This window comes from Novosphingobium decolorationis, from assembly GCF_018417475.1.
In the GTDB taxonomy this organism is placed as follows: Bacteria; Pseudomonadota; Alphaproteobacteria; order Sphingomonadales; family Sphingomonadaceae; genus Novosphingobium; species Novosphingobium decolorationis.
Genome location: NZ_CP054856.1, coordinates 2,354,136 through 2,380,365, shown reverse-complemented (window position 1 = coordinate 2,380,365; position 26,230 = coordinate 2,354,136). Strand labels below are relative to the sequence as shown.

23 protein-coding genes and 2 pseudogenes are annotated in these 26,230 nt (G+C 66.8%); 21 read left to right on the top strand and 4 right to left on the bottom strand.

The genetic code is table 11. From position 1 onward, the window contains the following. Positions 1 to 180 precede the first annotated feature (180 nt). Both HT578_RS11015 and HT578_RS11010 read left to right on the top strand, forming a co-directional pair. A complete protein-coding gene (locus tag HT578_RS11015; RefSeq protein ID WP_159108042.1) occupies positions 181 to 777 on the top strand; it encodes an RNA polymerase sigma factor in 597 nt (198 codons plus the stop codon). Next, a complete protein-coding gene (locus HT578_RS11010; protein ID WP_213499462.1) occupies positions 692 to 1,729 on the top strand; it encodes a FecR family protein in 1,038 nt (345 codons plus the stop codon). The genes HT578_RS11015 and HT578_RS11010 overlap by 86 nt, the downstream gene beginning before the upstream one ends. A 122-nt stretch (positions 1,730 to 1,851) precedes the next feature. Here HT578_RS11010 and HT578_RS11005 read toward each other — a convergent pair whose 3' ends face one another. Continuing rightward, positions 1,852 to 2,319 carry a MarR family winged helix-turn-helix transcriptional regulator gene (locus tag HT578_RS11005; RefSeq protein WP_039390485.1) on the bottom strand — a complete coding sequence of 156 codons (468 nt, stop codon included), beginning with the start codon at positions 2,317 to 2,319 and terminating at the stop codon, positions 1,852 to 1,854. A 361-nt stretch (positions 2,320 to 2,680) separates the two neighbouring features. Here HT578_RS11005 and HT578_RS11000 point away from each other — a divergent pair, with 361 nt between their 5' ends. From HT578_RS11000 to HT578_RS10970, 8 genes and pseudogenes are all read left to right on the top strand, one after another. Beyond that, positions 2,681 to 3,856: an acyl-CoA dehydrogenase family protein gene (locus tag HT578_RS11000; protein WP_213499460.1), complete on the top strand. Its 1,176-nt coding sequence runs from the start codon at positions 2,681 to 2,683 to the stop codon at positions 3,854 to 3,856. A 21-nt stretch (positions 3,857 to 3,877) separates the two neighbouring features. Further along, entirely contained in the window at positions 3,878 to 4,240 is a 363-nt protein-coding gene (locus tag HT578_RS10995; protein ID WP_213499458.1) for a hypothetical protein, read from the top strand. Between the two features lie 196 nt (positions 4,241 to 4,436). Then, positions 4,437 to 5,201: an SDR family NAD(P)-dependent oxidoreductase gene (locus tag HT578_RS10990; protein ID WP_213499455.1), complete on the top strand. Its 765-nt coding sequence runs from the start codon at positions 4,437 to 4,439 to the stop codon at positions 5,199 to 5,201. A gap of 4 nt (positions 5,202 to 5,205) precedes the next feature. Continuing rightward, positions 5,206 to 5,607 (top strand): annotated as a pseudogene (locus HT578_RS22585) (flavin reductase family protein); the annotation flags it as partial. A gap of 43 nt (positions 5,608 to 5,650) precedes the next feature. Further along, positions 5,651 to 6,226: pseudogene (locus tag HT578_RS10985) on the top strand (gamma-glutamyltransferase); the annotation flags it as partial. Between the two features lie 15 nt (positions 6,227 to 6,241). Then, positions 6,242 to 6,871 carry a bile acid:sodium symporter gene (locus tag HT578_RS10980; protein WP_213499454.1) on the top strand — a complete coding sequence of 210 codons (630 nt, stop codon included), beginning with the start codon at positions 6,242 to 6,244 and terminating at the stop codon, positions 6,869 to 6,871. A gap of 83 nt (positions 6,872 to 6,954) precedes the next feature. Continuing rightward, positions 6,955 to 7,878, top strand: coding sequence for a carboxylesterase family protein (locus HT578_RS10975; protein ID WP_213499452.1), 924 nt, complete (start codon positions 6,955 to 6,957; stop codon positions 7,876 to 7,878). Then, positions 7,875 to 8,543 (top strand): carboxylesterase family protein, encoded by a 669-nt coding sequence (locus tag HT578_RS10970; RefSeq protein ID WP_213499450.1) that lies wholly within the window; start codon positions 7,875 to 7,877, stop codon positions 8,541 to 8,543. Before HT578_RS10975 ends, HT578_RS10970 begins: the two co-directional genes overlap by 4 nt. Positions 8,544 to 8,948: 405 nt before the next feature. Here the strand turns inward: HT578_RS10970 and HT578_RS10965 are convergent, their stop codons facing one another. After that, positions 8,949 to 9,377: an Lrp/AsnC family transcriptional regulator gene (locus HT578_RS10965; RefSeq protein ID WP_213499448.1), complete on the bottom strand. Its 429-nt coding sequence runs from the start codon at positions 9,375 to 9,377 to the stop codon at positions 8,949 to 8,951. Positions 9,378 to 9,494: 117 nt separating this feature from the next. Here HT578_RS10965 and HT578_RS10960 point away from each other — a divergent pair, with 117 nt between their 5' ends. The 9 genes from HT578_RS10960 (at position 9,495) to HT578_RS10920 (ending at position 20,853) form a co-directional block, all read left to right on the top strand. Then, on the top strand, positions 9,495 to 10,526 hold the full coding sequence (locus HT578_RS10960; protein WP_213499446.1) for an ornithine cyclodeaminase: 1,032 nt from the start codon (positions 9,495 to 9,497) through the stop codon (positions 10,524 to 10,526). A gap of 32 nt (positions 10,527 to 10,558) precedes the next feature. After that, positions 10,559 to 11,461, top strand: a complete 903-nt coding sequence (gene ctlX, locus HT578_RS10955; RefSeq protein WP_213499444.1) for a citrulline utilization hydrolase CtlX — start codon at positions 10,559 to 10,561, stop codon at positions 11,459 to 11,461. A gap of 98 nt (positions 11,462 to 11,559) precedes the next feature. After that, complete coding sequence (locus HT578_RS10950; RefSeq protein ID WP_213499442.1) at positions 11,560 to 12,120, top strand: RNA polymerase sigma factor; 561 nt, start codon at positions 11,560 to 11,562, stop codon at positions 12,118 to 12,120. Continuing rightward, positions 12,117 to 13,175, top strand: coding sequence for a FecR family protein (locus tag HT578_RS10945; RefSeq protein ID WP_213499440.1), 1,059 nt, complete (start codon positions 12,117 to 12,119; stop codon positions 13,173 to 13,175). Before HT578_RS10950 ends, HT578_RS10945 begins: the two co-directional genes overlap by 4 nt. A gap of 188 nt (positions 13,176 to 13,363) precedes the next feature. After that, entirely contained in the window at positions 13,364 to 16,306 is a 2,943-nt protein-coding gene (locus tag HT578_RS10940; RefSeq protein ID WP_239026248.1) for a TonB-dependent receptor, read from the top strand. Between the two features lie 93 nt (positions 16,307 to 16,399). Continuing rightward, positions 16,400 to 18,415 (top strand): S9 family peptidase, encoded by a 2,016-nt coding sequence (locus HT578_RS10935; protein ID WP_213499438.1) that lies wholly within the window; start codon positions 16,400 to 16,402, stop codon positions 18,413 to 18,415. Between the two features lie 31 nt (positions 18,416 to 18,446). Next, complete coding sequence (locus HT578_RS10930; protein WP_213499436.1) at positions 18,447 to 20,021, top strand: amidase; 1,575 nt, start codon at positions 18,447 to 18,449, stop codon at positions 20,019 to 20,021. A gap of 50 nt (positions 20,022 to 20,071) precedes the next feature. Further along, on the top strand, positions 20,072 to 20,698 hold the full coding sequence (locus HT578_RS10925) for an FMN-binding negative transcriptional regulator (protein ID WP_213499434.1): 627 nt from the start codon (positions 20,072 to 20,074) through the stop codon (positions 20,696 to 20,698). Between the two features lie 11 nt (positions 20,699 to 20,709). Continuing rightward, the gene (locus HT578_RS10920; RefSeq protein ID WP_213499432.1) at positions 20,710 to 20,853 is read left to right on the top strand and encodes a hypothetical protein; all 144 of its coding nucleotides are present in this window, start codon (positions 20,710 to 20,712) and stop codon (positions 20,851 to 20,853) included. Positions 20,854 to 21,184: 331 nt separating this feature from the next. On the opposite strand, the gene HT578_RS10915 is transcribed toward HT578_RS10920, so the two are convergent. Next, complete coding sequence (locus HT578_RS10915) at positions 21,185 to 21,991, bottom strand: DeoR/GlpR family DNA-binding transcription regulator (protein ID WP_213499430.1); 807 nt, start codon at positions 21,989 to 21,991, stop codon at positions 21,185 to 21,187. Positions 21,992 to 22,056: 65 nt separating this feature from the next. Then, complete coding sequence (locus tag HT578_RS10910; protein ID WP_239026247.1) at positions 22,057 to 23,604, bottom strand: glycerol-3-phosphate dehydrogenase; 1,548 nt, start codon at positions 23,602 to 23,604, stop codon at positions 22,057 to 22,059. A gap of 171 nt (positions 23,605 to 23,775) precedes the next feature. Here HT578_RS10910 and HT578_RS10905 point away from each other — a divergent pair, with 171 nt between their 5' ends. Continuing rightward, positions 23,776 to 24,609, top strand: coding sequence for an MIP/aquaporin family protein (locus HT578_RS10905; RefSeq protein WP_239026246.1), 834 nt, complete (start codon positions 23,776 to 23,778; stop codon positions 24,607 to 24,609). A 42-nt stretch (positions 24,610 to 24,651) separates the two neighbouring features. Then, positions 24,652 to 26,142: a glycerol kinase GlpK gene (gene glpK / locus HT578_RS10900; RefSeq protein WP_213499419.1), complete on the top strand. Its 1,491-nt coding sequence runs from the start codon at positions 24,652 to 24,654 to the stop codon at positions 26,140 to 26,142. The last annotated feature ends 88 nt before the right edge of the window (positions 26,143 to 26,230 follow it).

Below are 26,230 nucleotides of genomic sequence, written 5' to 3'. Positions count from 1 at the left end.
TCTTCGGACGGATCGTCCCTGCCCCCCAGAACGAGTGACGCGCAAAACACCCCGACACCGTGTGACGGTTTTTTGATCTTTTTTTTGCGCAGTGCACAATTTGGCGTAAGGATATGCCAAACGGACCTGCACAGCAGGCCGCTCAGGAAGGCGTGCCTCAGGGGGCACATGACGGGGCCGATGAACGAGACACTTGAGAAGATTGCCTGGTTCCAGGAGGTTATACTCCCATGTGAACCGGCGTTGCGGGCGCGATTGCGCCGCATGGTGACGAGCGAGGCCGATCTTGACGATCTGGTTGCGGAATCGCTCAAGCGCACCTACGAGGCCGCCGACTGGCGCACGATGCACCAGGGCCTGCGCTTTCTCACGCGGGTTGCCCGCAACATCCTGATCGATCAGGCCCGGCGCGACCAGGTGGTCTCGTTCGACTACATGGCCGACATCGAGGACCTGCAACGCAGCTTTTCTCCGGAACCCCTGCTCAATGCCCGCGACGAATTACGACGCCTGGAAAGCGCCATTGCGCAATTGCCCGAGCGCCAGCGCCGGGCCTTGCTCTTGCGGCGTGTCCATGGCCATTCGCGGGCCGAGATCGCGGCGATAATGGACATTTCGGTGTCGACCGTGGAAACTCATCTTACCCGGGCGCTTTCAGGTCTGGCCCGTATCAAGTTGGAAATCTCAGAGTATGTCGCAGCAGGATCGGACGGAGAGGGCAGAGCAGCAGGCGCGCATCGACGCGAAGGCGGCCGCGTTCGTCGTTCGCCGCGATAGCGCGCCAAGCGCAGCGCTCGAGGCCGAACTGTGCGCCTGGATCGAGGCCGATCCGGCCCATGCCGTGGCCTTTGCCCGCGCGGACGCCAACTGGCAGGCAATGCCTCGGGTGCGTCTGGATGCGGACCATCCCCTTGCCCCTGATGCCGGGCATCTGCCCGTTCGCTCCGTGGCCGCGCGGGCAGGCGCGGCGGTTCCTTTCCTGACCCGGCGCCGGGCGCTGGCGGCGGCCGCGTCGGTGGCCGCAATCGCCGCGCTGGGGTGGTACCGCTACACCCCGGCCGAACGGCGCAGCACCGGCTTTGGCGAACGCGCGATCAAGTCGCTGGCCGATGGCTCGACCATCGCGTTGAACACCGAGACCAGCCTGACCATCGCGCTTGGCCGCACGCAGCGCGCGATCGTTCTCGAGAAGGGCGAGGCCTTTTTCGAGGTCGCCCGCGACCCCGACCGCCCCTTCACGGTGGAGGCGCCGGATGTGCGTGTGCGTGTGCTCGGCACGAAGTTCAACGTCAGCCGCAGTGGAGATACCACGCGCGTGGCCGTGACCGAGGGAAGCGTAGCCGTCACCGGCCCTGACGGGACCGTGCACCAGCTTACCCGCAACAGTCTTGCCGAGATCACCGCCTCTTCGGTTGCGATCCGCCACAACGACGCCTTCGCGGTGGAACGCAGCATCGCCTGGCGCGAGGGTTTCATCCAGTTCGACGGCGAGCGTCTTGCCGACGTGCTGGCCCAGTTCAACCGCTACCGCGCCAAACCGCTGCATGTGGCCTCGGGTGACCTTGCCGACTTGTCGATCACGGGCCGCTTTGGGGTCAACGAAAGTCGCGAATTCCTCCAGGCGCTGGAAAGCAGCTTCGGCCTCGTGACCCGCACGGGGCCAAGCGGGATCGAGGTCGTGCGCAAGGGCGATGCGGGCCGTGAAAACGGCAGCGTGCTACGCGAGTAACCGCAGGCGATCGCGAACATGCGGGCCCGAAGGATGGCGTCGAGGTGATCCGTTTCTAGTGAAGTCAGAGCCTTGCACCGCTCCCCCAACCCTTCAGAACACGGGCGGAAGAATAGGACGGGCTAGTCGGCCAAGTTTGCAGTGATCTTGCGTAGCAGGACGTTGAGGTTCGCGATCTCGGCTTCGCTGACCTCTTCGAATGCCCGCCGGTAGATCCGGTTCGCCACCGCCCAGGCCTTCTCTCCAGCCTCATGCCCCTGGCTTGTCAGGCGCACCTCGGTCACGCGCCCATCGGTCGGGCTTTGCTGCGCAATAACCAGGTTCTCTGCCTGCATGCGCTGGATGATCTTGGTCATCGTGGGAAGTTTGACGATAGCATGATCGGCGATTTCGCTCACGCTGAGAGACTCTCGACCGCGCAGCGACATGAGCACGCGCCAGCGTGGAATGTCGAGGCCAATGCCTTTCAGGCCCAGTTCGATACGCCGCAGATAGCTCCCGGTGAACTGCGTCATCCAGTAGAAGGGCCATTGCTCCATGCGAAAGCTGGTCACGTCAGTTCCGTTCTGGACGGCCTCGTCTGCATTCACCTGGTCATGTCTCCCTTTTGCACCCGAACCTGAAGGTTCGGATATATGCGCTTCATACGCTCTTTGGCGGAATACACAATTGCTTGAGAAATTAGTTGACATTTCACGCGAAAAATACACCAATTGCAGGGTGAGGAACGCGAAACCAACGCCTCTCGGGAACGACCACGCACCATGGAGGGCAGTATCTCCATGAGCGGGTCGGCCATCGCCCGCACGGCACTGCACGGCGCTGCGTGCGCACCAGGGACAGCTTCTTCGCGGCACAATTCGTGCCACTCCCCGGTGCCGATGCGACCCTGCGCGCCAAGGCGCACGGTCGTTCTCAACACTGATCCGGCTTAAGGATTACGCGATGGATATGGTCACAGCCAAAGACACCGGCGCGCCGCCTGCGGGCGTGGGACGTCTGCCTGCAGAGCAGGCGATACCCGATAGCTTTCTCGCATCCCTCAAGGCACGGCGCCGCGAATTCGATGCGCTTGGCCAGTTGCCTGCCGACGTGGTTGAAACGCTTCGCGAACTGGGCATCTACCGCGCACTCGTCGCGCGGGCCTACGGCGGCGACGAGTGTTCGCCCGAGCAGTTCCTGCGCGCGATTGAGCGTCTGTCCATCGGCGATGGGTCGGTCGGATGGGTGGCCAGCTTCGGGGTCTCGTGCATGTACCTTTCCTCGCTCGGAAAGGAGACACTGGACCGGCTCTACGCCGACAGTCCCGACCTGATCTTCGCAGGAGCCCTCTTCCCGCCGCAGCCGGCCGAGCGCGTGGACGGCGGTATCAAGGTGCGCGGGCGCTGGCAGTTCGGCAGCGGCGCGACCGGGGCGGACCTGATCGGGGTCGGGGTCAAGGTGACCGGAGCGGACGACGGCGGCTTGCCGCGCATGGCGGTGATGCCGGCCTCGGCCGTTCGCATCGAGCCCAACTGGGACGTCATCGGGCTGCGTGGTACCGGCAGCCATGACATCGTGGTCGAGGACGTGGTCGTACCCGAGGCCTGGACCTTCGTGCGCGGCGGCGCACCCACGCTCGATTCGCCGCTCTATCGCTACCCCTCGATGGCCTTCGCCGCGCAGGTGCTTGCGGTCGTGGGGCTGGGTGTGGCCCGGGCCGCGCTTGATACCGTCACCGAGATGGCCGGGACGCGCGGCTCCATTACCGGGGCGCCCACTCTGGCCGACCGTGCCTACGTCCAGAGCGACCTTGCCAAGGGCGAAGCCGCACTGCGTTCGGCCCGCGCGTTCTTCTACGAGGCGACGCAGGACGCCTGGAGCACCATTTGCGCGGGCGACCCGGTCTCCGCCCAGCAGGCCAACCTTCTGCGCCTTGCCTGTTCGCATGCCGCGAAAACCGGCGCGGAGGTGACCCGGCTCGCCATCCAGATGACCGGGACCACCGGTATCTTCAACGACCACCCGCTGTCGGGGTACGTCCAGGATGCCCTGGTCGTCTCCCAGCACGCATTTCTCTCCGAAGGCACCTGGCAAAAGGCCGGGGGCGTTTTCCTGGGCCGCGATGTCGGCCCCGGCTTTCCCTGATTTCAGACAAGGATACCTACGATGACAGACCAAGCCCCCAAGCCCCTTCGCGTCCTGTTCTGCGGCGCGGTCCTGCAGAATTTCTTCGACCTTCCCGCCGCCGAGATCGGCAAGGTCTGGGCGGGCGTTTCCGAGATGCTGACCGGCATCCGCGATCTGCCCGGCGTCAAGGTGCTCGGCACGCTCGACGATGACGAGACGATGGTCGGCACCTCCCCCAATGGCTGGCCCTGGACCTTCTACATTCTGGCCGAAGCGCCCGACCGCGACACCGTGAAGGCGGCCTGCAACTTCTTCCGTACCGTTGAAGTGGGCGAATACCGCCTGTGGAAGTACATCCGGGTCGAAGCGCGCATTGGCCGGGAGCTGGTCATCCCCAACTGATCGGGACGGAGTAGCTCGCGTTTCGGGTCGGGCCCCTTGCGTGGCCCGGGACGCGCTGCGCCTTGCCGCCCGGCCCCTTCGCGCCTGTGCGGCACATGGGTCTGCCACGGGCCCCGAGGGGCAGGGCATGGCCGTGACCGAAGGGTCTGGCCGGGCGTGAACTCGGCGATTTTCAACACACTATCAGGTGCTTGCTTTGAACACGACTGTCTCTTCCTCCCGTTCGCGCACGGTCCTTGTGACCGGCGCCTCACAGGGTCTTGGCGCTGCGATCGCCGGGGCCTTCCACCGCGCGGGCTACAACGTGGGCCTTTCCGACATCGACGAGGAGGGGGTCTGCGCTGCGGCGCGCGCGCTCGATCCCACCGGTGAGAGCGCCATTGGCCTGGCTCTCGACGTGCGCGAGCAGACCGCCTTCGAGGCGGCCCGCGATGCGCTTGTCGCGCGCTGGGGCGGTGTCGATGCGCTGGTCAACAACGCGGTCGTCACCATCGTGCGCCCGGTTCTGGAGATCGCGCCGGACGAGTTCGACCAGGTTGTCTCGGTGAACCTTCGCGGCACCTTCGTGGGCTGCCAGGTCTTCGGGCGCTATTTCAAGGAGCGCGGGGTCGGGCGCATCGTCAATATCGCTTCGCTGGCAGGGCAGAACGGGGGCACGGCGACGGGCGCGCACTATGCCGCCTCCAAGGGCGGTATCATCACGCTGACCAAGGTCTTTGCGCGGGATCTGGCGCCCTTCGGCATCACCGTGAACGCGATTGCGCCGGGCCCGCTGGACCTTCCGTCCGTGCGCGCGCTGGTCCCGGCCGACAAGCTGGCCGGGATCGTCGAAGGCATTCCCGTGCGCCATCTCGGCTCGCCCGATTTCGTGGCCGAGACCGCCGTCCATCTGGCCTCTGCACAGGCCGCGTTTGCCAATGGTGCCGTCTGGGACATCAACGGCGGCCTGTTGATGAGGTGATCGTATGATTGAGATGAAGGACTTTCGCACCGCCATGTCGCGTCTGGGAGCGGCGGTGAACATCATTACGACAGATGGTCCCGAGGGCCGCTTCGGGATGACCGCGTCGGCCGTGTGCAGCGTGAGCGACGAGCCCGCCTCGCTGCTGGTGTGCATCAACCGTTCGGCGCGGATGAACCGGTATCTGAAGGCCAATGGCCGTTTTGCCGTCAACGTGCTTACGGCGGCCCAGGAAGGGCACTCGCGCACGTTTTCGGACAGTGCGCTGACCATGGATCAGCGCTTCGAGGGGTGCGGCCCGTGGATCGAGACGGGCGGCCTGCCGGGACTGGGCGAGGCTCTGGCGGTGCTGGGCTGCTCGGTCGAGAGCGTCGCAGAGGTGGGCACCCACAGCGTCTTCTTCGGCACCGTGGAGCATCTCGCCCTCGGCTCGGAAGCGGACGGTCTGGCCTATTTCGCCCGGCGACACCACCTGGTTCGCCGCTGCGGACAGCCGAGGGCAGGTCGTGAGCTGCATCCAGAGCACCTACTTCGAGTTCGGCTCGGGGCTGGTCCTGCCCGAAACCGGCATCATCTGGCAAAATCGTGGCTCCAGCTTCCGCTTGGCACCGGGCTGGAACGCGCTGGAGCCGGGGCGCCAGCCTTTCACCACGCTCAATCCCGCGCTTGCGCGCTTCGCCGATGGCCGCGTCATGGCCTACGGCACGATGGGCGGTGAAGGCCAGCCCCAGACCCAGGCCGCGATCTTCGCACGCTATGCCCGCGGCGTTGCGCTGCAGGAAGCCGTGACCGCGCCGCGCTGGCTCCTGGGCAAGACCTGGGGGCAGGAAACACACACCCTGAAGCTGGAGGACAGTTTCGCGCCGGACCTTCTGCAAGCCTTGGCCAGCGCGGGCCACGACGTGGAAGCGGTGCCTTCCTTCAATTCGATGATGGGGCATGCCGGGGCGATCGTGCGGCATGACACCGGGCTCCTCGAAGGGGCGCAGGACCCGCGCAGCGACGGCTGCGTCGCGGCATACTAGGAACTGGATTGCACGATGGCTCGTCTTACCCGCTTTTTCGATCCCTTCATCGGCTTCCTGGTCGGCACGGTGGTACTTGCCTCGCTGCTTCCGGCCCGGGGGGCCTGGGCGGATCGGGTCGATGTCCTGGCCGATATCGGCATCGTCCTGCTCTTCTTCATTCATGGCGCGAAGCTCTCCCGGCGCAACCTGATCGATGGCGGGCGCAATCTGCGCCTGCAACTGGCAGTCCTGGCGTGCACGTTCCTGGTCTTTCCGGTCCTTGGACTGGCGCTGTCGAGCCTGCCGATGCTCAGCGCGTCGCTGGCCACCGGCTTCCTTTTCCTCGCGCTCTTGCCGTCGACCGTGCAATCCTCGATCGCGCTCACGGCGATCGCGCGCGGCAACGTGGCTGCTGCGGTCTGCAGCGCGACCTTTTCCAACTTTGCCGGGATCTTCATCACACCCCTGCTGGTGGGCCTCCTCCTGGGAGGGGCCGGAGAGCTCTCGATCATGGCCTCGGTCCAGAAGATCGTTCTGAACCTGCTGCTGCCGTTCCTGGCGGGCCATCTCCTGCGCCCGCTCGTCGGCGACTTCATTGCCCGGCACATGGCGGGCGCGCCATCGGGGGCAGGCGAAGCGCCGCTCCCGGCCGCGCAGCGCTGAGGCACGCCCAGGCCGTGCCGGCTTTGATCCCAATTTTTCCCGGTGCGCCGAGGGGCCGCCACCAGAACGGAGGCCATATCGCCATGCCCAAGCTCTCGCCTGCTTGCCGTGTCGTCCTGCTGTTCGCGTTCGGGCTCGGGGGCGCGGCAGCGATGCCGGCCCTGGCCCAGACTGTCGAGATCGCGCAAGGTGCCGTGCGCGGAGAGGCCCAGAGCGACGTCACCGCCTATCGCGGCATACCCTATGGGGCGCCGCCCGTCGGTGCGCGGCGCTGGTCCCCGCCCGAGCCCGCTCCGGCCTGGCAGGGCGTGCGCGACGCACGCCGCTACGGCCCGGCCTGCATTCAGCCCGAGATGTGGCAGGAACGCGCGCCAGACCAGTCCGAAGACTGCCTCAACCTCAACGTCTGGACACCGCGCAAGGCCGGATCACACGAAGCGCCGCTGCCGGTCATGGTCTGGATTCACGGCGGCGGTTTTGTCGTCGGCTCGAACGCCATGCCGGTTTATGACGGCGCGCAGTTCGCCCGGCGCGATGTCGTACTGGTGTCGATCAACTATCGGCTCGGACTGCTCGGCTTCTTTGCCCACCCGGCGCTGCTGGCCCAGTCTTCCGATGCGCCGACCGGTAACTTCGGGCTGCTCGATACGGTGGCTGCGCTTGAATGGGTGAAGCAGAACATCGCCGCATTCGGAGGCGATCCGCAGAATGTGACGATCTTCGGGGAAAGCGCGGGCGCGGCAATGGTCAATGACCTCATGGTCAGTCCCCGCGCGCGCGGTCTCTTCCACAAGGCCACAAGGCGATCTCGCAAAGCGGTTTCAACCGCAATCCCGCCCCGCCGGCGCTGGGTGACGGACCGTTTACCGGCGAGGCGACGGCGATGCTCTTTGCCGCAGGGCAGGACATTGAAGGGCGCGACGCCACAGCGGCCGCGGCCCTGCGCGCGCTGCCCGCAGAGCTGTTTGCCGGTCCCGAAGTCGCACTGGGCATGGCCCTTCCCATGATCGATGGCTATTCCCTGCCCGAGCAGTCCGAGGAAGCCTTCGCGGCGGGGCGCGAAGCACAGGTTCCCTTCATCACCGGGAGCAACAGCTGGGAAGCTTCCTTGATGCGCGAGAGTATCGCGCAGGACCCGGAACGGGCGCTGGCCTCGCTGGGCCCGCTGCAGAGCAGGGTAGAGGCGGCTTATGCAGGTTCAGGCGACCGGCTGGCCATGGCCCAGGTTGTTCGCACCGACGTGACCAGCACCGAGCCTGTGCGCCATCTGGCACGGCTGCACGCGGCGAACGGGCAGCCATCCTATGCCTACTTCTTCGACTACGTGCCCAGGGCGCTGCGTGCGCAGTTTCCCGGCGCCGGGCATGGCAGTGAAATTCCTTTCGTGTTCGACAACCTGACGGACGAAGGTTTCACGTTCTACGGCGCGCCGCAGCCGCCTGCGACGGCGCAGGACCATGCAATCGCGAAGGCCGCAATTGGCTATTGGGTGAATTTCGCGCGGGATGGTTCGCCCGGTGCGGTCGACGGCCTGGAATGGAAGCCGATCACGCCCGAGGATGCTTTTCTTACCTTCAGAGACGAAGGGCCTGAAATGCAATTGCATTTCCGAAGTGACAAGCTCGACCTGCTTGAAGCAGTGCCTGCCCAGACGCGCAGCCCGATCGGATAGGATCAAGCGGGAGGGGCAGGAAGTGGCGCGCTGGCGCGAGCCTGGATCAACCGCCTGCCCTGGAACGAGGCCGCAACGCCATACAGGCCGGACAGTGACGCTCTGGCCGCGTTCCCAGGGCGAAAGAGCATTCGTCATGCGCTAGCAATTCAGATGATGATGGCGCGGCGGCCAGCAACCGGGGCGCGAAGCCCGTTCGCTCACACCTTTAGGCTATCTCCATAGCGGCTGGAATGAAGTCCTGACCGGCCGCGATCCAGGGGAAGCCGCCTCCGTCCTGCAGGAACATGGGCTCCTGGTTCCCGGTGACGGTGGACGGCCCAAGCGTACACAGCGTGTCGGACGTCAAAGCCTGCGCTTCTACTTCGAAATCACAAAGGTCGGATACCTGGCAGATCGCCAGTGCTATGCCAGCGAGCGCAGCAGGATGCTCGTCTCACTGTTGAGCACGCCTTCGATCATGCGCACCTCGCGCAGGACCCGGTCGAAGTCGGGAAGCGTCGGGCTGACAATCTCGGCGACGAGGTCCCAGGCACCGTTGGTGGTGTGCAGGGCATGGATCTCGCGGATCCCGCGCAGGAGGCGGATCACCGCATCGGTCGAACGGCCGGCGACCTCGACCAGCATGATCGCCCGGATCGCCCCTGTGGGCGCTTCCTCCTGCGCGCGGATAGTGAAGCCCAGGATCGCGCCGCTCTGCACCAGACGGTCGAGCCGGGACTGGACCGTCGCGCGCGACACGCCCAGGATCTGCGCGATCTTGGAGACGGGCGCGCGGCCATCAGTGCGCAGGATACCGATCAGGCTCTGGTCCAGCTTGTCGAGACTTATCATGTCAAATTGCTCGTCATGGCCATGCAAATAGCCTAATATCTAGCACAAATGTAGCCATTTTCGACATTCACCATGAAACCTGCCTGCCTATCCTGAGCGAAAATCAGGAGACACAGCATGGTACCTTTCATTGGCGTTGCAGATCTGGCCGAGATCGTCGAAGCGGTCGGCCTCGAGGCTTTCCTGCGCGGCCTCGCCGAGCGGATCGAGGCCGATTTCGAGCGCTGGGAGGAATTCGACAAGTCCCCGCGCTATGCCAGCCACGTGCCCGGCGGCGTGATCGAACTCATGCCCGCGGCCGACCGTGAATATTTCGCCTTCAAGCAGGTGAACGGCCACCCCGGCAACACCGCCGCGGGCCTTCAGACGGTCGCGGCGCTGGGCGTGCTCACCCGCGTCGATACCGGCTACCCGGTCATGGTCAGCGAGATGACCTTGCTGACCGCGCTGCGCACGGCCGCGATGTCGGCCCTTGTCGCGCGCTATCTCGCCCGGCCCGCCTCGCGTGTGCTGGCCATGATCGGACAGGGCGCGCAGTCCGAATTCCAGGCGACCGCGTTCAAGGCCCTGCTGGGCATCACCCGCGTGCAGGCCTGGGACATTGATACGGCCGCGTCGCGCAAGTTCGCCCGGAACCTCGCCGACAGCGGTATAGAGGTCGTGATCGCCCCGTCCGCCGACGAGGCCGTGATCGGCGCGGACATCGTCACCACCGTCACCGCAGACAAGGTGAACGCGCGCATCCTCAGCGCCAACATGACCGGCGCAGGGCTGCACATCAACGCGGTGGGCGGCGACTGCCCGGGCAAGACCGAGCTTGCCCCCGAGATTCTCCAGCGCGGCCGTGTCTTCGTGGAGTATACCCCGCAAACCCGCATCGAAGGCGAAATCCAGCAGATGCCCGACGATTTCGAGGTCACCGAGCTGTGGTCGGTCTTCTCGGGCAAGGCGTCCGGGCGCACGAGCGACGAGGAGATCACGATCTTCGATTCGGTGGGCTTCGGCATCGAGGACTTCTCCGCGCTGCGCTATCTCTACGACCTCCTGCCCGAACACGCGCCGCACACCGAGCTCGATCTCATTGCCCAACCGCAGGACCCGCGCGACCTGTTCGGCCTGCTCGCGCCCCGCCAGCCCGCACACGCCTGATGCCCTCGGTCCAGGCGCCCGGGGCGGTCGTGATGATCCGCCCCCATTTCTTCGCGCCCAACCCGCAAACCCGATGTGACAACGCCTTCCAGAGCACGGCCGCCATCCGGGCCGATGCCCGCGCGGCGCTGGCCGAGGCCGCCCATGCCGAGGTCTCGCGCGCGGCGGACCGACTGGAGGCGGCGGGGATCCGGGTCCACCTGTTCGAGGACAGCACCGCGGCGACACCCGACTCGGTCTTTCCCAACAACTGGTTCTCGACCCACTCCGGCGGGCATCTGGCGATCTTCCCGCTCTTCGCACCCAACCGCCGTCCGGAACGCCGCGAGGACATCGTCACTTTCCTCAAGCGGGCCTACCGTGTCCAGGAAGTGACCGACTGGTCGGGGCTGGAACATGATGGCCTCTACCTCGAAGGCACGGGCGCCATCGTGCTCGACCACTGCGAGCGGGTGGCCTATGCGGCCCGTTCCAACCGCGCCAGCGAGGTCCTGCTCGAGCGGTTCTGCACCCGCTTTGCCTTCGAACCGATGATGTTCGAGGCAACGGACGCAGACGGGATGGCGATCTACCATACCAACGTCATGCTCAGCATTGGCACGCAGCTGTGCGTCGCGGGTCTCGACACGCTGCGCGATGCGCGCCGCCGCGATGAACTCTACGCCAGGCTGACCGGCAACGGGCGCGAGCTGATCGCCATCGATCAGCACCAGGTCGGCGAATTCTGCGGCAACCTGATCGAGCTCGACGGGCGCTCCGGGCCGGTCATCGCGCTGTCGTCGCGCGCTCTGCGCGCGTTCGATGCCAGGCAGATCGCCCGGCTGGAGCGGGTCGCCCGCCTTGTTCCGTTGGACGTGCCGACCATCGAAATGGCCGGAGGCTCGGTCCGCTGCATGCTGGCCGGCGTCCACCTCGCGCCGCGTCCCGCTTCCTGAGGCCCTCCATCTCCCGGATCGTGGCAATGCGAAAAAGCGCACTTGCATCCCGGTCCGGGATTTGGTCCCCTCGCGCGTGAAGGGAAGCGGCGTCTTCAATGAGTTCCAAATCCACATCGAAGGACGTCGTCACGCCCGCCCCGTCCGGTTCGGGCGAGGAGCTCGATCGGCTCTATCGCGGCTACCGGGACCGGCTGCGCCGTTACGTCGCGGCGAACTTCGGGCCGGGTCCACCCGATCCGGAAGACGTCGTCCAGATCGCCTTCGAGAAATTTGCGGTGCGCGAGGACCGTCATGCCATCGAGAGCCCGGAGGCCTTCCTGGCCCGTTCGGCGCGCAACTACGTCCTCGACCAGCGCCGCCGCCAGAAAGTGCGCAGCGACCATGCCGAGGGCGAAAAGATTCTGGGCGCCCTGCATGACGACTGCGATGCCGAGCGCGTCTTATCGGCAAAGCAACGATGGCAGATCCTCGAGCGGACAATCCGCGCGATGGATCCCCGCCGGCAACAGGTCTTGATTATGAACCGCATTCACGGCGTAAGCTACGCAGAGATAGCGCGCCAACTCAAATGCTCGCCGACCCTGGTGAAGATGCACGCGGCCCAGGCCCTCGTGCAGTGCGAGCGCGCGCTGAGGGAGGCGGAGGAAGAAACATGACGTCGCAGGCCGCCCGCGAAGACAGGGACCGTATCGACGAGCAGGCGAGCTACTGGGTCGTGCTCGCCAGTGAACGCGAGCTTGGCGCAGAAGAACGGCGCGAACGCGATGCCTGGCGCGCGGCCGACCCGCGCCACGAACGCACCTGGCAGGAGCTTTCGCGCACCTGGGGCGATATCGCTGCCCTGGAAGGCCTCGCCGATCTGGCCCCGCCGCCGGAAGCAGAGGCGGACGGCGCGCCTATGCACTCATCTCTTACCCGTTTCGGACGGCACCCGATGGCATGGGCCGCGATGGCCGCCGTGCTTTTCGCCGTCGTGGCCATCTCGCTGCTGCTGCGCCCGCTTGCCCCGGAACGCTACGAGACCCGCCTTGCCGAGACGCGGCTCATCACGCTGCCCGATGGTTCGCAGGTGACGCTTGCGCCGGCCTCCACGCTCGAGGTGCGCTTTGCCGATGCGCAGCGCCGCGTTGCGCTGACCCGCGGCGAAGCGTTCTTCGAGGTCGTCCATGACGCCAGTCGGCCCTTCACCGTCGAGGCCGGGCAGTCACGCGTGCGCGTGCTGGGCACCAAGTTCGACGTCAACTTCACCGACCAGTCGGTGCGCGTCGCAGTGCTCCAGGGCAAGGTCGAAGTGGCCCATCCCGGAGGCGATGGAGCGCCTTTGCGCGCCACCCGGCTTCGCGCCGGGGAGCGCACCGAGGTCCAGTTCGCCGCTGCCGCAGCAGCCCCGGCAGCACCGGGCCCATCTCGCGAAATGTCCGCCGGAGCATCGCGTCCAGCCCCGCCATCGCCTGCCCCTTCCCCCGGGGCCTGGCGCGAAGGGCGCCTCGTCTATGACAACGTGCGGCTTGCCGATCTCGTCTCCGATGTGAACCGCTACTACGCGCCGGGGGTGACGATGCGTGATCCGGCCATCGGGGGCCTGCGCGTCACGGCCGCCTTCAAGGTCAGCGAGATCCCCGCCTTCATCAGCGCGCTCGACGGGGTCATCCCGGTCACGGCACGGGAGGCCCCGGACGGCGCCTTCCGCCTTGACCGCGCCCGCCGCTGAGAACCTCCCGACCCCGTCTTTCCGACATATTGCATCGCGTGCAGTTCCCTTGTGACAAAAAAATTTCACCCACCCCCTGACGATCGCCTGACCGCGTGCGTCACCGGGGTGTTGGTCGGTGCATGCGGACACTGCGTCGCGGCACCGGGCAGCGCCACCGTTCAGGGACGGATCAGGGGGAAATGCAAATGTTGAGCCTATTCAAGTCGCGTCTGGTGCTGGCCTCGGCGCTCGGGGTCTCCGTGTCGGCACTCGCCACGGCCACGCCGGTCATGGCGCAGACGCAGGTGCGTCAGTTCGATATCCCGGCCCAGGCGCTGGCCTCCAGCCTGCTGGAGTTTTCGCGCCAGTCCGACATCATGGTCGTCGTCGCGCCCGATCTTGCCGCGGGCCGGACCGCGCCTGCGCTGCGCGGTCGCTATGCCAGCGAAGAAGCCATCGCCCGCCTGCTGCGGGGAAGTGGCCTTCGCGCGGTGGCCAACGCGCGCGGAGGATATCGCATCGAACGCGTGGACAGTGCGCCCTCCGCGACCCGCCAGGACGCCGCCACGAGGCCGGGCTCTTCGGGTGAAGGCATTGTCGTGACGGGCTCGCGCATTGATCTTCCGGGCTACGAATCGCCCACTCCGCTGCTGCGCATGACCCAATCGGACCTCCAGGTCGTGAGCCGTCCGAACCTGGGCGCCGCCTTCGCCGACCTGCCCCAGTTCAAGGCCGCCGAGTCCCCGGTGACGTCGAGCACGAACACCGGCGCTGGGCGCTTTCCGATCAACATCCGCGGCCTTGGCGCGCAGCGCTCGCTCCTGCTCATGGATGGCCGCCGCCTGGTCGACGGGGACCTGAACTCGGTTCCCTCGATCATGATCGCCAACGTCGATGTGGTCACAGGCGGCGCTTCGGCCGCCTGGGGTTCGGACGCGGTCGCGGGCGTCGTCAACCTCATCGTCGACGGCGACTACGAAGGCGTACGTCTGGGCGCCCACGGCGGCATTTCCTCGCGCGGGGACGCGCAGGAGTACGGCTTCTCGGGCAAGTTCGGGACGCGCTTCGCAGATGGTCGGGGCCATTTCGTGATCGGCGGGGAATACGTCGACAACAAGGGCATTCCCCGGCGCACCGACCGGGCCAACACCGGCCGCTGGTCGAGCCTTGGCAACACCACGCTGACGCCGGACATCGGCTATGCCACGCGCCTCAAGGGCGGCTACATCACCTCGGGCGTTCTGCAGGGGCAAGGCTTCAACCCGGACGGCACCTTGCGCACCCCCGACATCGGTACGGTCATCGGCAGCAACATGATCGGGGGCGAAGGCCCCTCGAACGACGATTACAGCGTGCTCGTCACCCCCCAGCGCCGCTACGCGATCATGGGAAAGGCTTCCTATGAACTGACCGATACGCTGGAGATCAGCGCGGACCTTCGCTATTCGCGCTTCTACAATTCCTATGCCTGGTTCGGCAGCCACATCGACAACTGGACGATCCAGGCCGACAACGCCTTTCTCAACAACGATATCCGCCAGGCGCTGGCCGCGGCCGGGCAGGACAGCTTCACGCTGTCGCGCTTCAACGGCGATCTTGCCTTCGCGGACATCGACGTCGACCGCCGCAACATCCAGGGCACGATCGCCCTTGATGGCAGCTTTGGCGACGGACGCTGGCGCTATGGCGCCTATTACAGCCACGGCGAATACCGCAACAAGCTGCGCACGCCCGGCTTCCTCATCGCCGAGAACTTCGCCAACGCGGTCGACGCCGTCATCGACCCGGCCACCGGCGCGCCGGTCTGCCGTGTCCAGCTGACCCAGGGCGACAGCGGCTGCGTGCCGCTCAACCTCTTCGGCGAGGGCGCGCCCAGCCAGGCCGCGATCGACTACACGACCGGAACTCCGCGCTTCAACGGGCTCGACAAGCTCGACACCTATGGCGCCTCGCTGCGCGGCGAGCCGGTGGACCTGCCCGCAGGCCCCGTCTCGATTGCCGTTGGCGTTGAGGGTCGCCGCCTCTCCACCCGCGCCAACATCAGCGAGATGGACGCAGCCGGTGCCTTCCGGACCTTCAACTTCAGCGGCTTTTCGGGCAGCTACAACGTGAAGGAAGCCTTCGCCGAAGTCGTCCTGCCGCTCGTCCACGACACCCCGCTGCTGCGCAATCTGCAGCTGAACGGCGCGGTGCGCGCCTCCGACTACAGCACGAGCGGCACGATCTGGTCCTGGAAGCTGGGGCTGACCAACGAGTTCTTTCCGGGCGTTATCGGCCGCGTGACCCGTTCGCGCGATATCCGCGCGCCCAATCTGACCGAGCTCTACACCACCCCGACGATGAGCTACGGCGGCATCGTCGATCCGCGCAATCCGGATGCCGGGACCACCAGCACGCTGATCTACGGCGGCGGCAATCCGCAGCTGCAGCCTGAACTGGCGAACACCTGGACCGCGGGCCTGACGATGGCTCCCCTTCCTGGCCTGACCGCCTCGATCGACTACTTCAACATCGCGATCAACGATGTCATCTCGACGCTGGGCGGACAGAACATCGTCGACCGCTGCGAGGCGGGCAACACGAACCTGTGCGGCTACATCAACCGGGACAGCGCGGGCCGGATCACCAGCATCACGTCCTCGCAGGTGAACCTCGCGCAGTTCAAGACCGACGGGATCGACGCCGAAGTCGCCTATAGCCTGCCGCTCAACAATTCGGCGAACGGTCGGATCGACGTGCGTCTCATCGGGACCTGGGTGAACAGCTTCACCCGCGACGATGACATCACCAAGATCGAGTACGTCAAGACCCAGGGCTATGCCTTCACCGACGGCACCCCGCGCCTGCGGGCCAACCTTTCGGTCGGCTACGCCAGCGACGGGTTCAGCGGCCTCGTGCGCGGGCGTTTCATCTCGGCCGGCTACTGGGACCGCACACGTCCCACGCTGACCAACAACGACTACGCCGCCTTCATGTATTTCGACCTCAACCTCAGCCAGAAGGTCGCGGTAGCAGGCGGCAAATTGCTGGAAATCTACGGCAACGTCGCCAACCTGTTCGACAAGGACCCGCCGATCTACTCCACCTTCACGCCGTACTACGACGTGATCGGTCGGTACATGACGATCGGCGCCCGCCTCGAGTTCTGATCGGGTCCCGACCGGACTGCGGGGCACGCGTACCTGCCCCGCAGTCCTTTTTTGCGCCTTGAACATTCCACCCCGCGCATGAGGACATTGCAAGTGAAGGGACTTTCACGCGCGGCGAGCGCGCAGCTCCGGCAGGTTCTGCTGGCCGGCGGACTGGTCGCCAGCCTCGGTATGGCATCCCCGGCCCAGACCGCCGAGCCAGACGACACGGCCCGACCCGCATCCAAGGTGCAGGACGCGCGCCCGATCACGCCGGACGACATCCAGGCTCTGACCGGAGTCCATGACCCGCAGATCGCGCCCGATGGCGCGCAGGTTCTCTACGTCACCCAGCCCCGCCTGGCGACGGGCGCGCCGGATCGTTCGGAAATCTGGATCGCGGCGCGCGACCGCGCCTCGCCCCCGGTGCGCCTGACGCAGGGCACGTGGAAGGAGGGGGGCCCGCGCTGGTCGCCCGATGGCACGGCCATCGCCTACCTCTCGAACCGCAAGGCACCTGACGATGCGACCGGCACCGCCACGCGCCAGATCTGGATCGTGCGCCCCGGCCGCGAGGCACCTCGCCCCGTCACGCGCTTCGAAGATGGAGTGCGCAGCTTTGCCTGGGCCCCGGACGGCCAGAGCCTCGCGGTGCTGGCGCGCGCACCGCACGAGGACACCGCCCACCCGATCAAGGAGGTCGATGCGCCGGGTACCCCTGTCGACCTGTGGATCCAGGACCTCGCCTCGGGCGCCGTGCGCCGCATCGCGGTCAAGGGGCGCACGCTGTCCGATGTCAGCTGGTCGCCCGATGGGACGCGCATCGCGGTTCGCGCGGCCGCGACCTCGGGCCTCAACGACCGCTTTTACCATTCCGAACTGCGCGTGCTGGATGTTGCCAGCGGCACGAGCCTGCGCACCTTGCGCGAGAGCGCCTACAGCGGAGCCAGCTGGTCGCCGGACAGCCGCAAGGTCGCCTTCACCGCACCCGCCCAAGGGACCATTGGAATCGACGCCTTCGTTGCCGACGTCGCCTCAGGCAGAGTGCGCAAAGTCGGTGCCGATCTCGACGGTACGATCCGGCAGATCGTATGGTCGGGCGAGGCCGACACGCTCCTCGCCCGCGCCGTCGTCCATACCCGCCAGCAAATCGTCCGCATCGACGCCAGAACCGAACGGGCCAGCCCGTTCGTCCCCTTTGAGGGACGCATCACGGACTTTTCGGTGGCGGCGGACGGCCAGATTGCCTTCGCGGCGAGTACGCCCGAGCGTCCTGCCGATATCTGGATACACGGGGATGCCACGCTCACCGCACTCACCGATCTCAACCCCCAGATCCGCGGGATTGCGCTCGGCTCCGTCGAGGAAGTGCAATGGACCAGCCAGCGTGACGGGCAGACGATCTATGGCGTGCTGGTGCTCCCCCCGGACCACGTGCCGGGCAGCCCGCGCAAGACGGTCGTCCTCGCGCATGGTGGCCCGCACGAAGCCTGGGCCACGGCCTGGCAGGGCAGCTGGATCGACTGGGCGCAGCTTCTCGCCAGCCACGGCTATGCAGTCCTCCTGCCCAATCCGCGCGGTTCGGCAGGTCAGGGCAACGCCTATGCGCGCGGGGTTATCTCAGGATGGGGCACGCGGGACTACCAGGACCTGACCGACGGCGTGGACATGCTGGTGGCGCGCGGCATCGCCGACCCGGCACGTCTGGGTATCGGAGGCTGGAGTTACGGCGGCTTCCTTTCGGCCTGGGCGGTGACCCACGACCGCCGCTTTCGCACCGCGGTGATCGGCGCGGCCCCCACCGATCCGCTGACCCTCGCGCTCGCCACCGACACGCCCGACTTCGTGACGGCCTATTTCGGCCTTCCGCCCGAAGCGATCGCCCGGATGGACCGATCCGCCCCCTTGCGCGCGCTCGACAAGGTCTCGGTGCCGGTGCTCGTCCTTCATGGCGAAGAGGATGCGCGCGTTCCCCTTTCGCAAGGGCTCGCCTTCTATCGCGGCCTGCGCCTGCTCGGAAAGCCGGCCAGCATGGTCACCTATCCGGGCGAGCCGCACCGGATCGGCGGTCCCGATCATCAACGCGACATCCAGGAGCGCGTGCTCGCCTGGTTCGATGCGCACCTGTGACCCTGTACCCCTGTGACAAGGAGACTTCGGCATGACACAAGGAACCACCCCTGTGGGTCTGCGCCGGCGCGACGTGCTGACCCGCTCCGCCGCGCTGGCCCCCGCTCTGGGCTCTGCCCTCACCGCCCCGGCCGTGCTGGCCGCTTCCAGGGAGAATGCGCCTGTGAATGACATCCTCGACATGAGCGCGGTCTCGCTCGCCAAGGCCTTGCGCGGTAAGGAACTCTCTGCGCGCGAAGTCATGTCCGCGCATCTCGAACGGGTCGATGCCCTCAACCCCCGATTCAACGCCATCGTCTCGCGGATCGATGGCGATGCCGCGCTCGCCCAGGCCCGCAGGCTGGACGAGGACGCCGCCAAGGGCCGCTTCCACGGACCTCTCCATGGCTTCCCTCACGCGGTCAAGGACACCGCCTCCACCCGCGGCATCGCCAGCACGCAAGGCTCGCCGATCCTGAAGGACAACATCCCCGACGCAGATTCGCTGGTCGTCGCCCGCATGCGCGCAGCCGGAGCGATCTTCGTGGGCAAGAGCAACGTGCCCGAATTCGCGCTGGGCTCGCATTCCTACAACCCTGTCTTCGGGATCACGCGCAACGCCTACGATCCGCGCAAATCCGCCGGGGGCAGCACCGGGGGCGGCTCGGTGGCGCTGGCGCTGCGCATGGTGCCGCTGGCCGATGGCAGCGACTTCGGCGGTTCGCTGCGCAACCCGGCCGGATGGAACAACGTCTTCGGCTTCCGCCCGTCCTGGGGCCGGGTTCCCTCGCTCCCCAACACCGACCTGTTCTGGCAGAACTTCGCAACGTCAGGACCGATGGGCCGCCATGTCGAGGACGTGGCGTTGCTGATGTCGGTCCAGTCCGGCCCCGATCCACGCGCCCCCTTCGCGCAGGACGACGACCCGGCCCTTTTCGCGCAGCCGCTCGCGCGCGACTGGAAGGGCGCGCGCATCGGATGGCTGGGCGATCTGGGCGGAGCCCTACCCATGGAAGCGGGCGTGCTGGAGACCTGCGAGAAGGCGCTGGGTGCCTTCGCATCCCTGGGCATGGAGGTGAGCGAGGCGAGCTTGTCCGAAGACGCCGAGGCGAGGTGGCAGACCGCCGTCACGCTGCGCCATTGGTCAGTAGGCGCCGACCTTCAGGGCTTCTACGACGATCCCGAAACGCGCCGTCTGATGAAGCCCGAGGCGATCTGGGAAGTCGAAGGCTACAAGCGCCAGACCGCGCCGCAGCTGGTCGCCGCGAGCGAAGGCCGCACCCGCATCGCCAAGGCGTTCCAGGAGGCGTTCACCCGCCATGATTTCCTTGCGCTTCCGACCGCGCAGGTCTTCCCCTTCGATGTCGATCAGCACTGGCCCCACGAGATCGCCGGACGCCGCATGGATTCCTACCACCGCTGGATGGAAGTTACCCTGCCTGCCACCATGGCCGCCCTGCCGGTCCTCGCCATTCCGGCAGGTTTCGGCGGCGCGGGGAAGCTTCCCATCGGCATCCAGCTGATCGGCCCGCGCAACGCCGATCTGGCCGTCCTGCAACTGGGTCACGCCTACGAGCAGGCCAGCGCCTGGATCGCGCAGGCCCGCCCGCCCGTGCTGCGCGCCTGATTTCCCATGCGGGCCGCGCCCGCGCGCCCCTTCCCGACAAGGCTTTCGACATGACCTTTCCGACAGGCGCCCCGGGCGACCTTGCCGACCTCATCCGCTCCCACCCGCTGGCCTGGCTCGTCACTTCGGGCGCAGAGGGTTTCGATGCATCTGCGCTTCCGCTCGTCGCCGAGACCGGCCCGGACGGAGAGGTCAGTGCGCTCATCGGCCATTGCGCGCGCACGAACCCGCAGGTCGCGGCCCTGCGCCAGGAGCCCCGCGCCTGGGCGCTGTTCATGGGGGCGCAGGGCTATGTCTCGCCCGGCCATGTGTCGAGGGCCCACTGGGTTCCGACCTGGAACTACGCCGTCGCCGTGCTCACGCTTGAGGTCGAACTGCGCGAGGAGGGCACCGAGGAGGCCGTGCGCCAGCTGGTCGACGAGGCCGAGGCGGACCGGCCCGTGCCCTGGCGCATGGAAGATGCGGGATCGCGCGCGCCGCAGATGCTGTCACGGATCATCGGCTTTCGCGCCGCGATCACCGACCGGGACCTGCGCTTCAAGCTGGGACAGGACGAGGACCTGCCCACCTTGCGCGAAATCCTGACCGGGCTGGAAGGGACCAGGCTTGCCGCCGCGATGCAGCGCGCAAACGCGGGGCGCCTCGGCACTGACCCGCAGGGCTCGCCCCGTTGGTGAAGGAGCCTCCGTTGGAAAACGCGGCGCGTCACCGGTTGCTGCGCCGTCGCCACCGGCATCGCCGCTGGCTGCCAAGATTGCAGACCGAAGCCGCAGCCGGCAACGATGTCCCGCTGAAGGGCCTCGAGGGCATCACACCGCACCTGCGTGATTGAGGCCAGCCTAGCCTGCCATCGCCACCACATCCTGCGGATACCGGGCAGGTCGACAATTCTTCTCGTTGCTTGGTGCGTGAGGAAGCCGAACATGCGCTCGACGCGATTGCGATCTCGATCGCGTCGATAGTTCGGATGCTCCGGAGCAGGTTCTCGCGCAAGCGGTCGCCATCCTGGCCTTTGTCGTCAAGCAAGGCGGCGGCCTCTGCTGTGATGGAAGTTGGTGCCACTTCATGGACTTGGGGGGCAAATGGGGGGTGCTTTGCGGAATGCGATTATAGAGATCGTTTATTCGTAAAAATTTGAAGCTGAAATCTCAGCCCCTCATCGATCAGGGGTGCGTCAGGGTCTCGATCAGGGTGACGCCGTTGTCCGCGCAGGCCTGGCGCAGGTCCGGGTCGGCCAGGGTGTCGCACACGAAATAGTCGATCGCTTCCATTCCGCAGACCCGCACCGGGGCCGAGCGGCCAACCTTGGAGCTGTCGGCAACCAGGATCACCTTGCGCGCATTGCGGATGATCGTTTGCGAGACTTCCACCTCGTCGATGGCGAAGTCGAGCAGGTTGCCGTCGGGATCGAGCGCGGAGATGCCGATGAGTGCGTAGTCCACGCGAAAGCTCTCGATGAAGCGCATGGCAAGGGCGCCCACCACCGCGCGGTCGGCGGTGCGCACCTTGCCGCCCACGCACACCAGTTCCATGGACGGGTGGACCGAGAGCGTGTCGATCACGTTGAGGTTGTTCGAGATCACCATGAGGTTGCGATGGTTGCCGAAACTGGCCGCGACGGCCTCGGTCGTGGTGCCGATGTTGACGAACAGCGAGGCTCCGTCGGGTACCAGCGCGGCGGCAGCTGCGCCGATCCGGGCCTTGGCGTCCGAGGCGACCGAACGGCGCGCCTCGTATTCCAGGTTGATGACGCCCGAGGTGACCACCGCGCCCCCGTGCACGCGCGAGAGCAGCGCCTGCCCGGCCAGCACATTGAGGTCCTTGCGTATGGTCTGGGGGGTCACATCGAGCCGTGTGGCGAGATCGTCGACCTCGACGCGGCCCGCGCCGCGCGCGATCTCCAGGATGCGCGTGCGCCGGCGCGTCACGATATCGCCCTGGCCGTCCTCGATGCTCGTGTGTGCGCTCATGCGCCTGCAGCCCCCGTCATGGCGCCACCCTAGCGGCGCGCACGCGCCGTGCAAAGCGCAGGCGCTCAGGCGTCCTGCGAAAGATAGGTGGCAAGCCTGGCGGCGGTACCTTCAGGAACATGCAGGCCCAGCTTGGAGCGGCGGTAGAGGATGTCCTCGGCGCTGCGGGCCCATTCGTGGGCGACCAGATAGTCGACCTCGGCAGCATGGAGGCCGCCGCCGAAATCCTCGCCCAGGTCTGCAGGGCTCTGCGCGCCCGACAGGATCGTCTCGGCGCAGGTGCCGTAGGCGCGCGCGAGGCGGTGGAGAAGGGCGCCGGGCATCTGCGGAAAGCGGCGGGTAAGGTCCTGCACGAAGCGGGCGAAGTCGCCGTTCGGGATATCGCCGCCGGGCAGCACTGCGCCGCCGGTCCAGGCGGTCTTCGCCTGCGGGAAGACGTGCGCGATATGCTCCAGCGCGTGTTCGGCGAGCTTTCGGAAGGTGGTGATCTTGCCGCCAAAAATGCTGAGCATCGGCGCGCCGCTCTCCGGCCGGTCGAAGTCGAGCACGTAGTCGCGCGTCACCGCCGAGGCGTTGGCGGCGTGATCGTCATAGAGCGGGCGGATCCCGGCGTAACTCCAGGCGATGTCGGCGGGGGTAATGGCGCGATCGAAATAACGGTTGGCGGTCTCGCACAGGTAGGCGGTCTCGGCCTCGCTGATCTCGGCCTTGCCGGGCTCCTGCGTCCAGGGCTCGTCGGTCGTGCCGATGAGCGTGAAGTCGCGTTCGTAGGGAATGGCAAAGACGATGCGGCGGTCCGGGTTCTGCAGCATGAAGGCGTGATCGCCCTCGTAGAGCCTGGGCACGACGACGTGGCTGCCCTTGACGAGGCGCACGCCGCGATCGTTCTTGGCCCGGCCCAGGCGCTGGAGCACCTTGTCGACCCAGGGGCCGGCCGCGTTGACGAGCATTTTCGCACGCACCTCGCGCGCGCCATCGGGACCTTCGATCTGCGCGGTCCAGGTGCCATTTGCGCTCGTCGCGCCGGTGAGGCGGGTGCGGGTCTCGATCCGCGCGCCGCGCGCGGCCGCGTCCATGGCGTTGAGGACGACGAGGCGGCTGTCCTCAACCCAGCAGTCGGAATAGACGAAGGCCTTGCCCTTGCCCTTGCCCTTGTGAGCGCCCGTGTCCGATACGGGAGAGAGGCCGCGTCCCTGCGGCGCGGTGTCGAGGTTGAGCGTCTCGGTGCCCGGCAGGCTCTTTCGCCCGCCGATGTGGTCGTAGAGGAAAAGGCCGAGGCGCACCATCCAGGCCGGGCGGGGGGACTGCGACTGGGGCAGGACGAAGCGCAGCGGCCAGATGATGTGCGGGGCCATGGACAGCAGGCGCTCACGCTCGATCAGCGCTTCGCGCACGAGGCGAAATTCATAGTATTCGAGGTAGCGCAGCCCGCCGTGGATCAGCTTGGTCGAGGAGGAGGAGGTGTAGCTGGCAAGGTCGTCCTGTTCGACCAGCAGCACCGAGAGCCCGCGCCCGGCCGCATCGCGCGCGATGCCAGCCCCATTGATGCCGCCGCCCACGATCAGCAGGTCGTAGGTGGGCTCTTGCGAGGGAAGGGGCGTTGCAGATGGCAAGGTGGGGACTCCACTTCGGTGTGGCCGGGCCGGGAAACACATCCCGGTGAATTTCGTTTCAAGGTATAGTTTGTCAAAAACGAAAATTCAAACGAAAGTCTTGACCTTCGTATGAAGGTGCGTGCAGGGAGGGGCCGAAAACGAAGACCAATAGAGGGGAGATCTCGGATCGTGCCTGCCGGGACCGAAGATTCGCGCAAGCTGCGCGGCGAACTGATTGCCGAGATGATCGCGGTGATGATCATCGTGACGCTGGGCGATTCCGCGGCGGCCATGATCACGCTCTATGATCCGAGCCCCTATGCGCAGGCCTACTGGGGCGTGTGTATTGCCTGGGGGCTTGCGGTGACGCTGGCGATCTACGTGACCGGCTCGGTCTCGGGGACCCACGCCAATCCGGCGGTGACCCTCGCGCTGATGGTCTATCGCGGCTTTCCCCGGCGCAAGGTTCTCCCGTATATCGCCGCGCAGGTCGCAGGCGGCGTGATCGGCGCTGCGCTCGTCCTTCAGCTGTGGCATCCGGTGATCGACGCGTTCAACGCCGCGCAGGGCCTGACCCGGGCTGAAGGCGGCGCGGCTGGCGTTTTCTTCACGCTGCCCGGCGCGCACATCACCCCCTGGCACGCCTTCTGGGACGAGGTGATCCTGACCGCATTCCTGCTGCTGGGCATCTTTGCGATCACCGACGAGTACAACGAGATGGCGCCCCGGGCGAACTCGGGCGCGTTGATGATCGGGCTGCTCGTTGCGGCCATCGGCGCCTCGGGCGGCTACCTTGAAGGCTGGCCGATCAACCCTGCACGCGATTTCGGGCCGCGCCTCTTTGCGACGTTCACGGGCTGGGGCGCCTCGGCCCTGCCGGGCGCGGGCGTCTACTTCTGGGTGCCGATTGCCGGGCCCTTCGTGGGCGGCCTTGTCGGCGCAGGTCTTTATCACTTCGCGATCAAGCCCTACCTGCGCCCCGCCGCGAAAACCGAAACCGCATCTGAAACCGGCGCTGAATAAGCCGGCCCCGTTACCCCAGTTACCCCGACGGAGAGTTCCCGCATGTCCCAGCCCGGCCATCTACTTGCTATCGACCAGGGGACGACCTCGACCCGCGCCATCGTCTTCGACGCCGAGGCGCGCGCAGTCGCAACCGCGCAGTGCGAGTTCGAACAGCACTACCCGGAACTGGGCTGGGTCGAGCACGACCCGGAGGACATCTGGCGTGATGTGGTGAAGACCGCGCGCGAGGCCATGGCCCAAAGCGGCGTCGCGCCGCGCGACATCGCCGGGATCGGTATCACCAACCAGCGCGAGACCGTGGTGGTGTGGGACAAGGCGACGGGCACGCCGATCCACAAGGCCATCGTGTGGCAGGACAGGCGCACCGCGCGGCTGTGCGCCGACCTCAAGGCCGACGGGGTGGAGGCCGACGTGCGGGCGCGCACCGGGCTCCTTGTCGATCCCTACTTCTCGGCGACCAAGCTCGCCTGGATCCTCGACAACGTGGCGGGCGCCCGCGCCGCGGCCGAGCGCGGGGAGCTTGCTTTCGGCACGATCGATTGCTTCCTGCTGTGGCGCCTGACCGGCGGCAAGGTCCACGCGACCGACGTCACCAACGCCGGGCGCACGATGCTCTACAACATCCGCACGCAAGGGTGGGACGAGGAACTGTGCCGCCTGTTCCGCGTGCCGATGCAGATCTTGCCCGAGGTCCACGACAACAGCCATGTCTTCGGCACCACTGCGCCTGGCCTGTTCGAGGCCGAGATTCCCATCGCGGGAATGGCGGGCGACCAGCAGGCCGCGCTGTTCGGCCAGGCCTGTTTCGCGCCGGGCATGGCCAAGTCGACCTACGGCACGGGCTGCTTCATGCTGCTCAACACGGGCGAGGAGGCGCTGGCCTCGGACAACCGCCTGATCACCACGCCCGCCTATCGCCTGAATGGCCAGATGACCTACGCGCTCGAAGGCTCGATCTTCGTGGCGGGCGCGGCGATCAAGTGGCTGCGCGATGGCATCGGGGTCATCACCCATGCGCGCGAGACCAACGACATGGCGACGCAGGTGCCCGATAACCATGGCGTCTACATGGTCCCGGCCTTTGTCGGTCTGGGAGCTCCGCACTGGGACCCCGACGCGCGCGGCGCGATCTATGGGCTGACGTTGGGGGCCGGGCAGGCGCATCTTGCCCGCGCGGCGCTGGAGGCGGTGGCCTACCAGACCATGGATCTGGCCGATGCGATGGTCGCCGATGGTGGTCGCACGCCCGAGCGGTTGCGCGTTGATGGCGGGATGGCCGCGAACGACTGGCTGTGCCAGTTCCTCGCCGACATGCTCGATGTGCCGGTCGAGCGTCCGGTGCACCTGGAAACGACGGCGCTGGGCGCGGCCTTTCACGCTGGCCTTGCGACAGGCGTCTGGAGCGATCTCGACGCGCTCTCGCGCACCTGGCGGCAGGGCGAGCTGTTCCGCCCGGCGATGAAAGCCGAGCGCCGCCGGGATCTTGCCGCTGGCTGGAAAGATGCTGTGCGCCGGACGATCTCCAAATGATCTGGCCCGAAATGAGCCATCACGGCATGTATCTCTCAGACGTGCGCAATTTCTTGCCCTGAGTGAAAAAATGCACCAGATCGTTGCG

Bases quoted from the DNA above. Each gene is read 5' to 3' on its own strand.
- HT578_RS11015 (WP_159108042.1), top strand. From the start codon at position 181: ATGAACGAGACACTTGAGAAGATTGCCTGGTTCCAGGAGGTTATACTC.
- HT578_RS11010 (WP_213499462.1), top strand. From the start codon at position 692: ATGTCGCAGCAGGATCGGACGGAGAGGGCAGAGCAGCAGGCGCGCATC.
- HT578_RS11000 (WP_213499460.1), top strand. From the start codon at position 2,681: ATGGTCACAGCCAAAGACACCGGCGCGCCGCCTGCGGGCGTGGGACGT.
- HT578_RS10995 (WP_213499458.1), top strand. From the start codon at position 3,878: ATGACAGACCAAGCCCCCAAGCCCCTTCGCGTCCTGTTCTGCGGCGCG.
- HT578_RS10980 (WP_213499454.1), top strand. From the start codon at position 6,242: ATGGCTCGTCTTACCCGCTTTTTCGATCCCTTCATCGGCTTCCTGGTC.
- HT578_RS10975 (WP_213499452.1), top strand. From the start codon at position 6,955: ATGCCCAAGCTCTCGCCTGCTTGCCGTGTCGTCCTGCTGTTCGCGTTC.
- HT578_RS10970 (WP_213499450.1), top strand. From the start codon at position 7,875: ATGATCGATGGCTATTCCCTGCCCGAGCAGTCCGAGGAAGCCTTCGCG.
- HT578_RS10965 (WP_213499448.1), bottom strand. From the start codon at position 9,377: ATGATAAGTCTCGACAAGCTGGACCAGAGCCTGATCGGTATCCTGCGC.
- HT578_RS10960 (WP_213499446.1), top strand. From the start codon at position 9,495: ATGGTACCTTTCATTGGCGTTGCAGATCTGGCCGAGATCGTCGAAGCG.
- ctlX (WP_213499444.1), top strand. From the start codon at position 10,559: ATGATCCGCCCCCATTTCTTCGCGCCCAACCCGCAAACCCGATGTGAC.
- HT578_RS10950 (WP_213499442.1), top strand. From the start codon at position 11,560: ATGAGTTCCAAATCCACATCGAAGGACGTCGTCACGCCCGCCCCGTCC.
- HT578_RS10945 (WP_213499440.1), top strand. From the start codon at position 12,117: ATGACGTCGCAGGCCGCCCGCGAAGACAGGGACCGTATCGACGAGCAG.
- HT578_RS10940 (WP_239026248.1), top strand. From the start codon at position 13,364: ATGTTGAGCCTATTCAAGTCGCGTCTGGTGCTGGCCTCGGCGCTCGGG.
- HT578_RS10930 (WP_213499436.1), top strand. From the start codon at position 18,447: ATGACACAAGGAACCACCCCTGTGGGTCTGCGCCGGCGCGACGTGCTG.
- HT578_RS10925 (WP_213499434.1), top strand. From the start codon at position 20,072: ATGACCTTTCCGACAGGCGCCCCGGGCGACCTTGCCGACCTCATCCGC.
- HT578_RS10915 (WP_213499430.1), bottom strand. From the start codon at position 21,991: ATGAGCGCACACACGAGCATCGAGGACGGCCAGGGCGATATCGTGACG.
- glpK (WP_213499419.1), top strand. From the start codon at position 24,652: ATGTCCCAGCCCGGCCATCTACTTGCTATCGACCAGGGGACGACCTCG.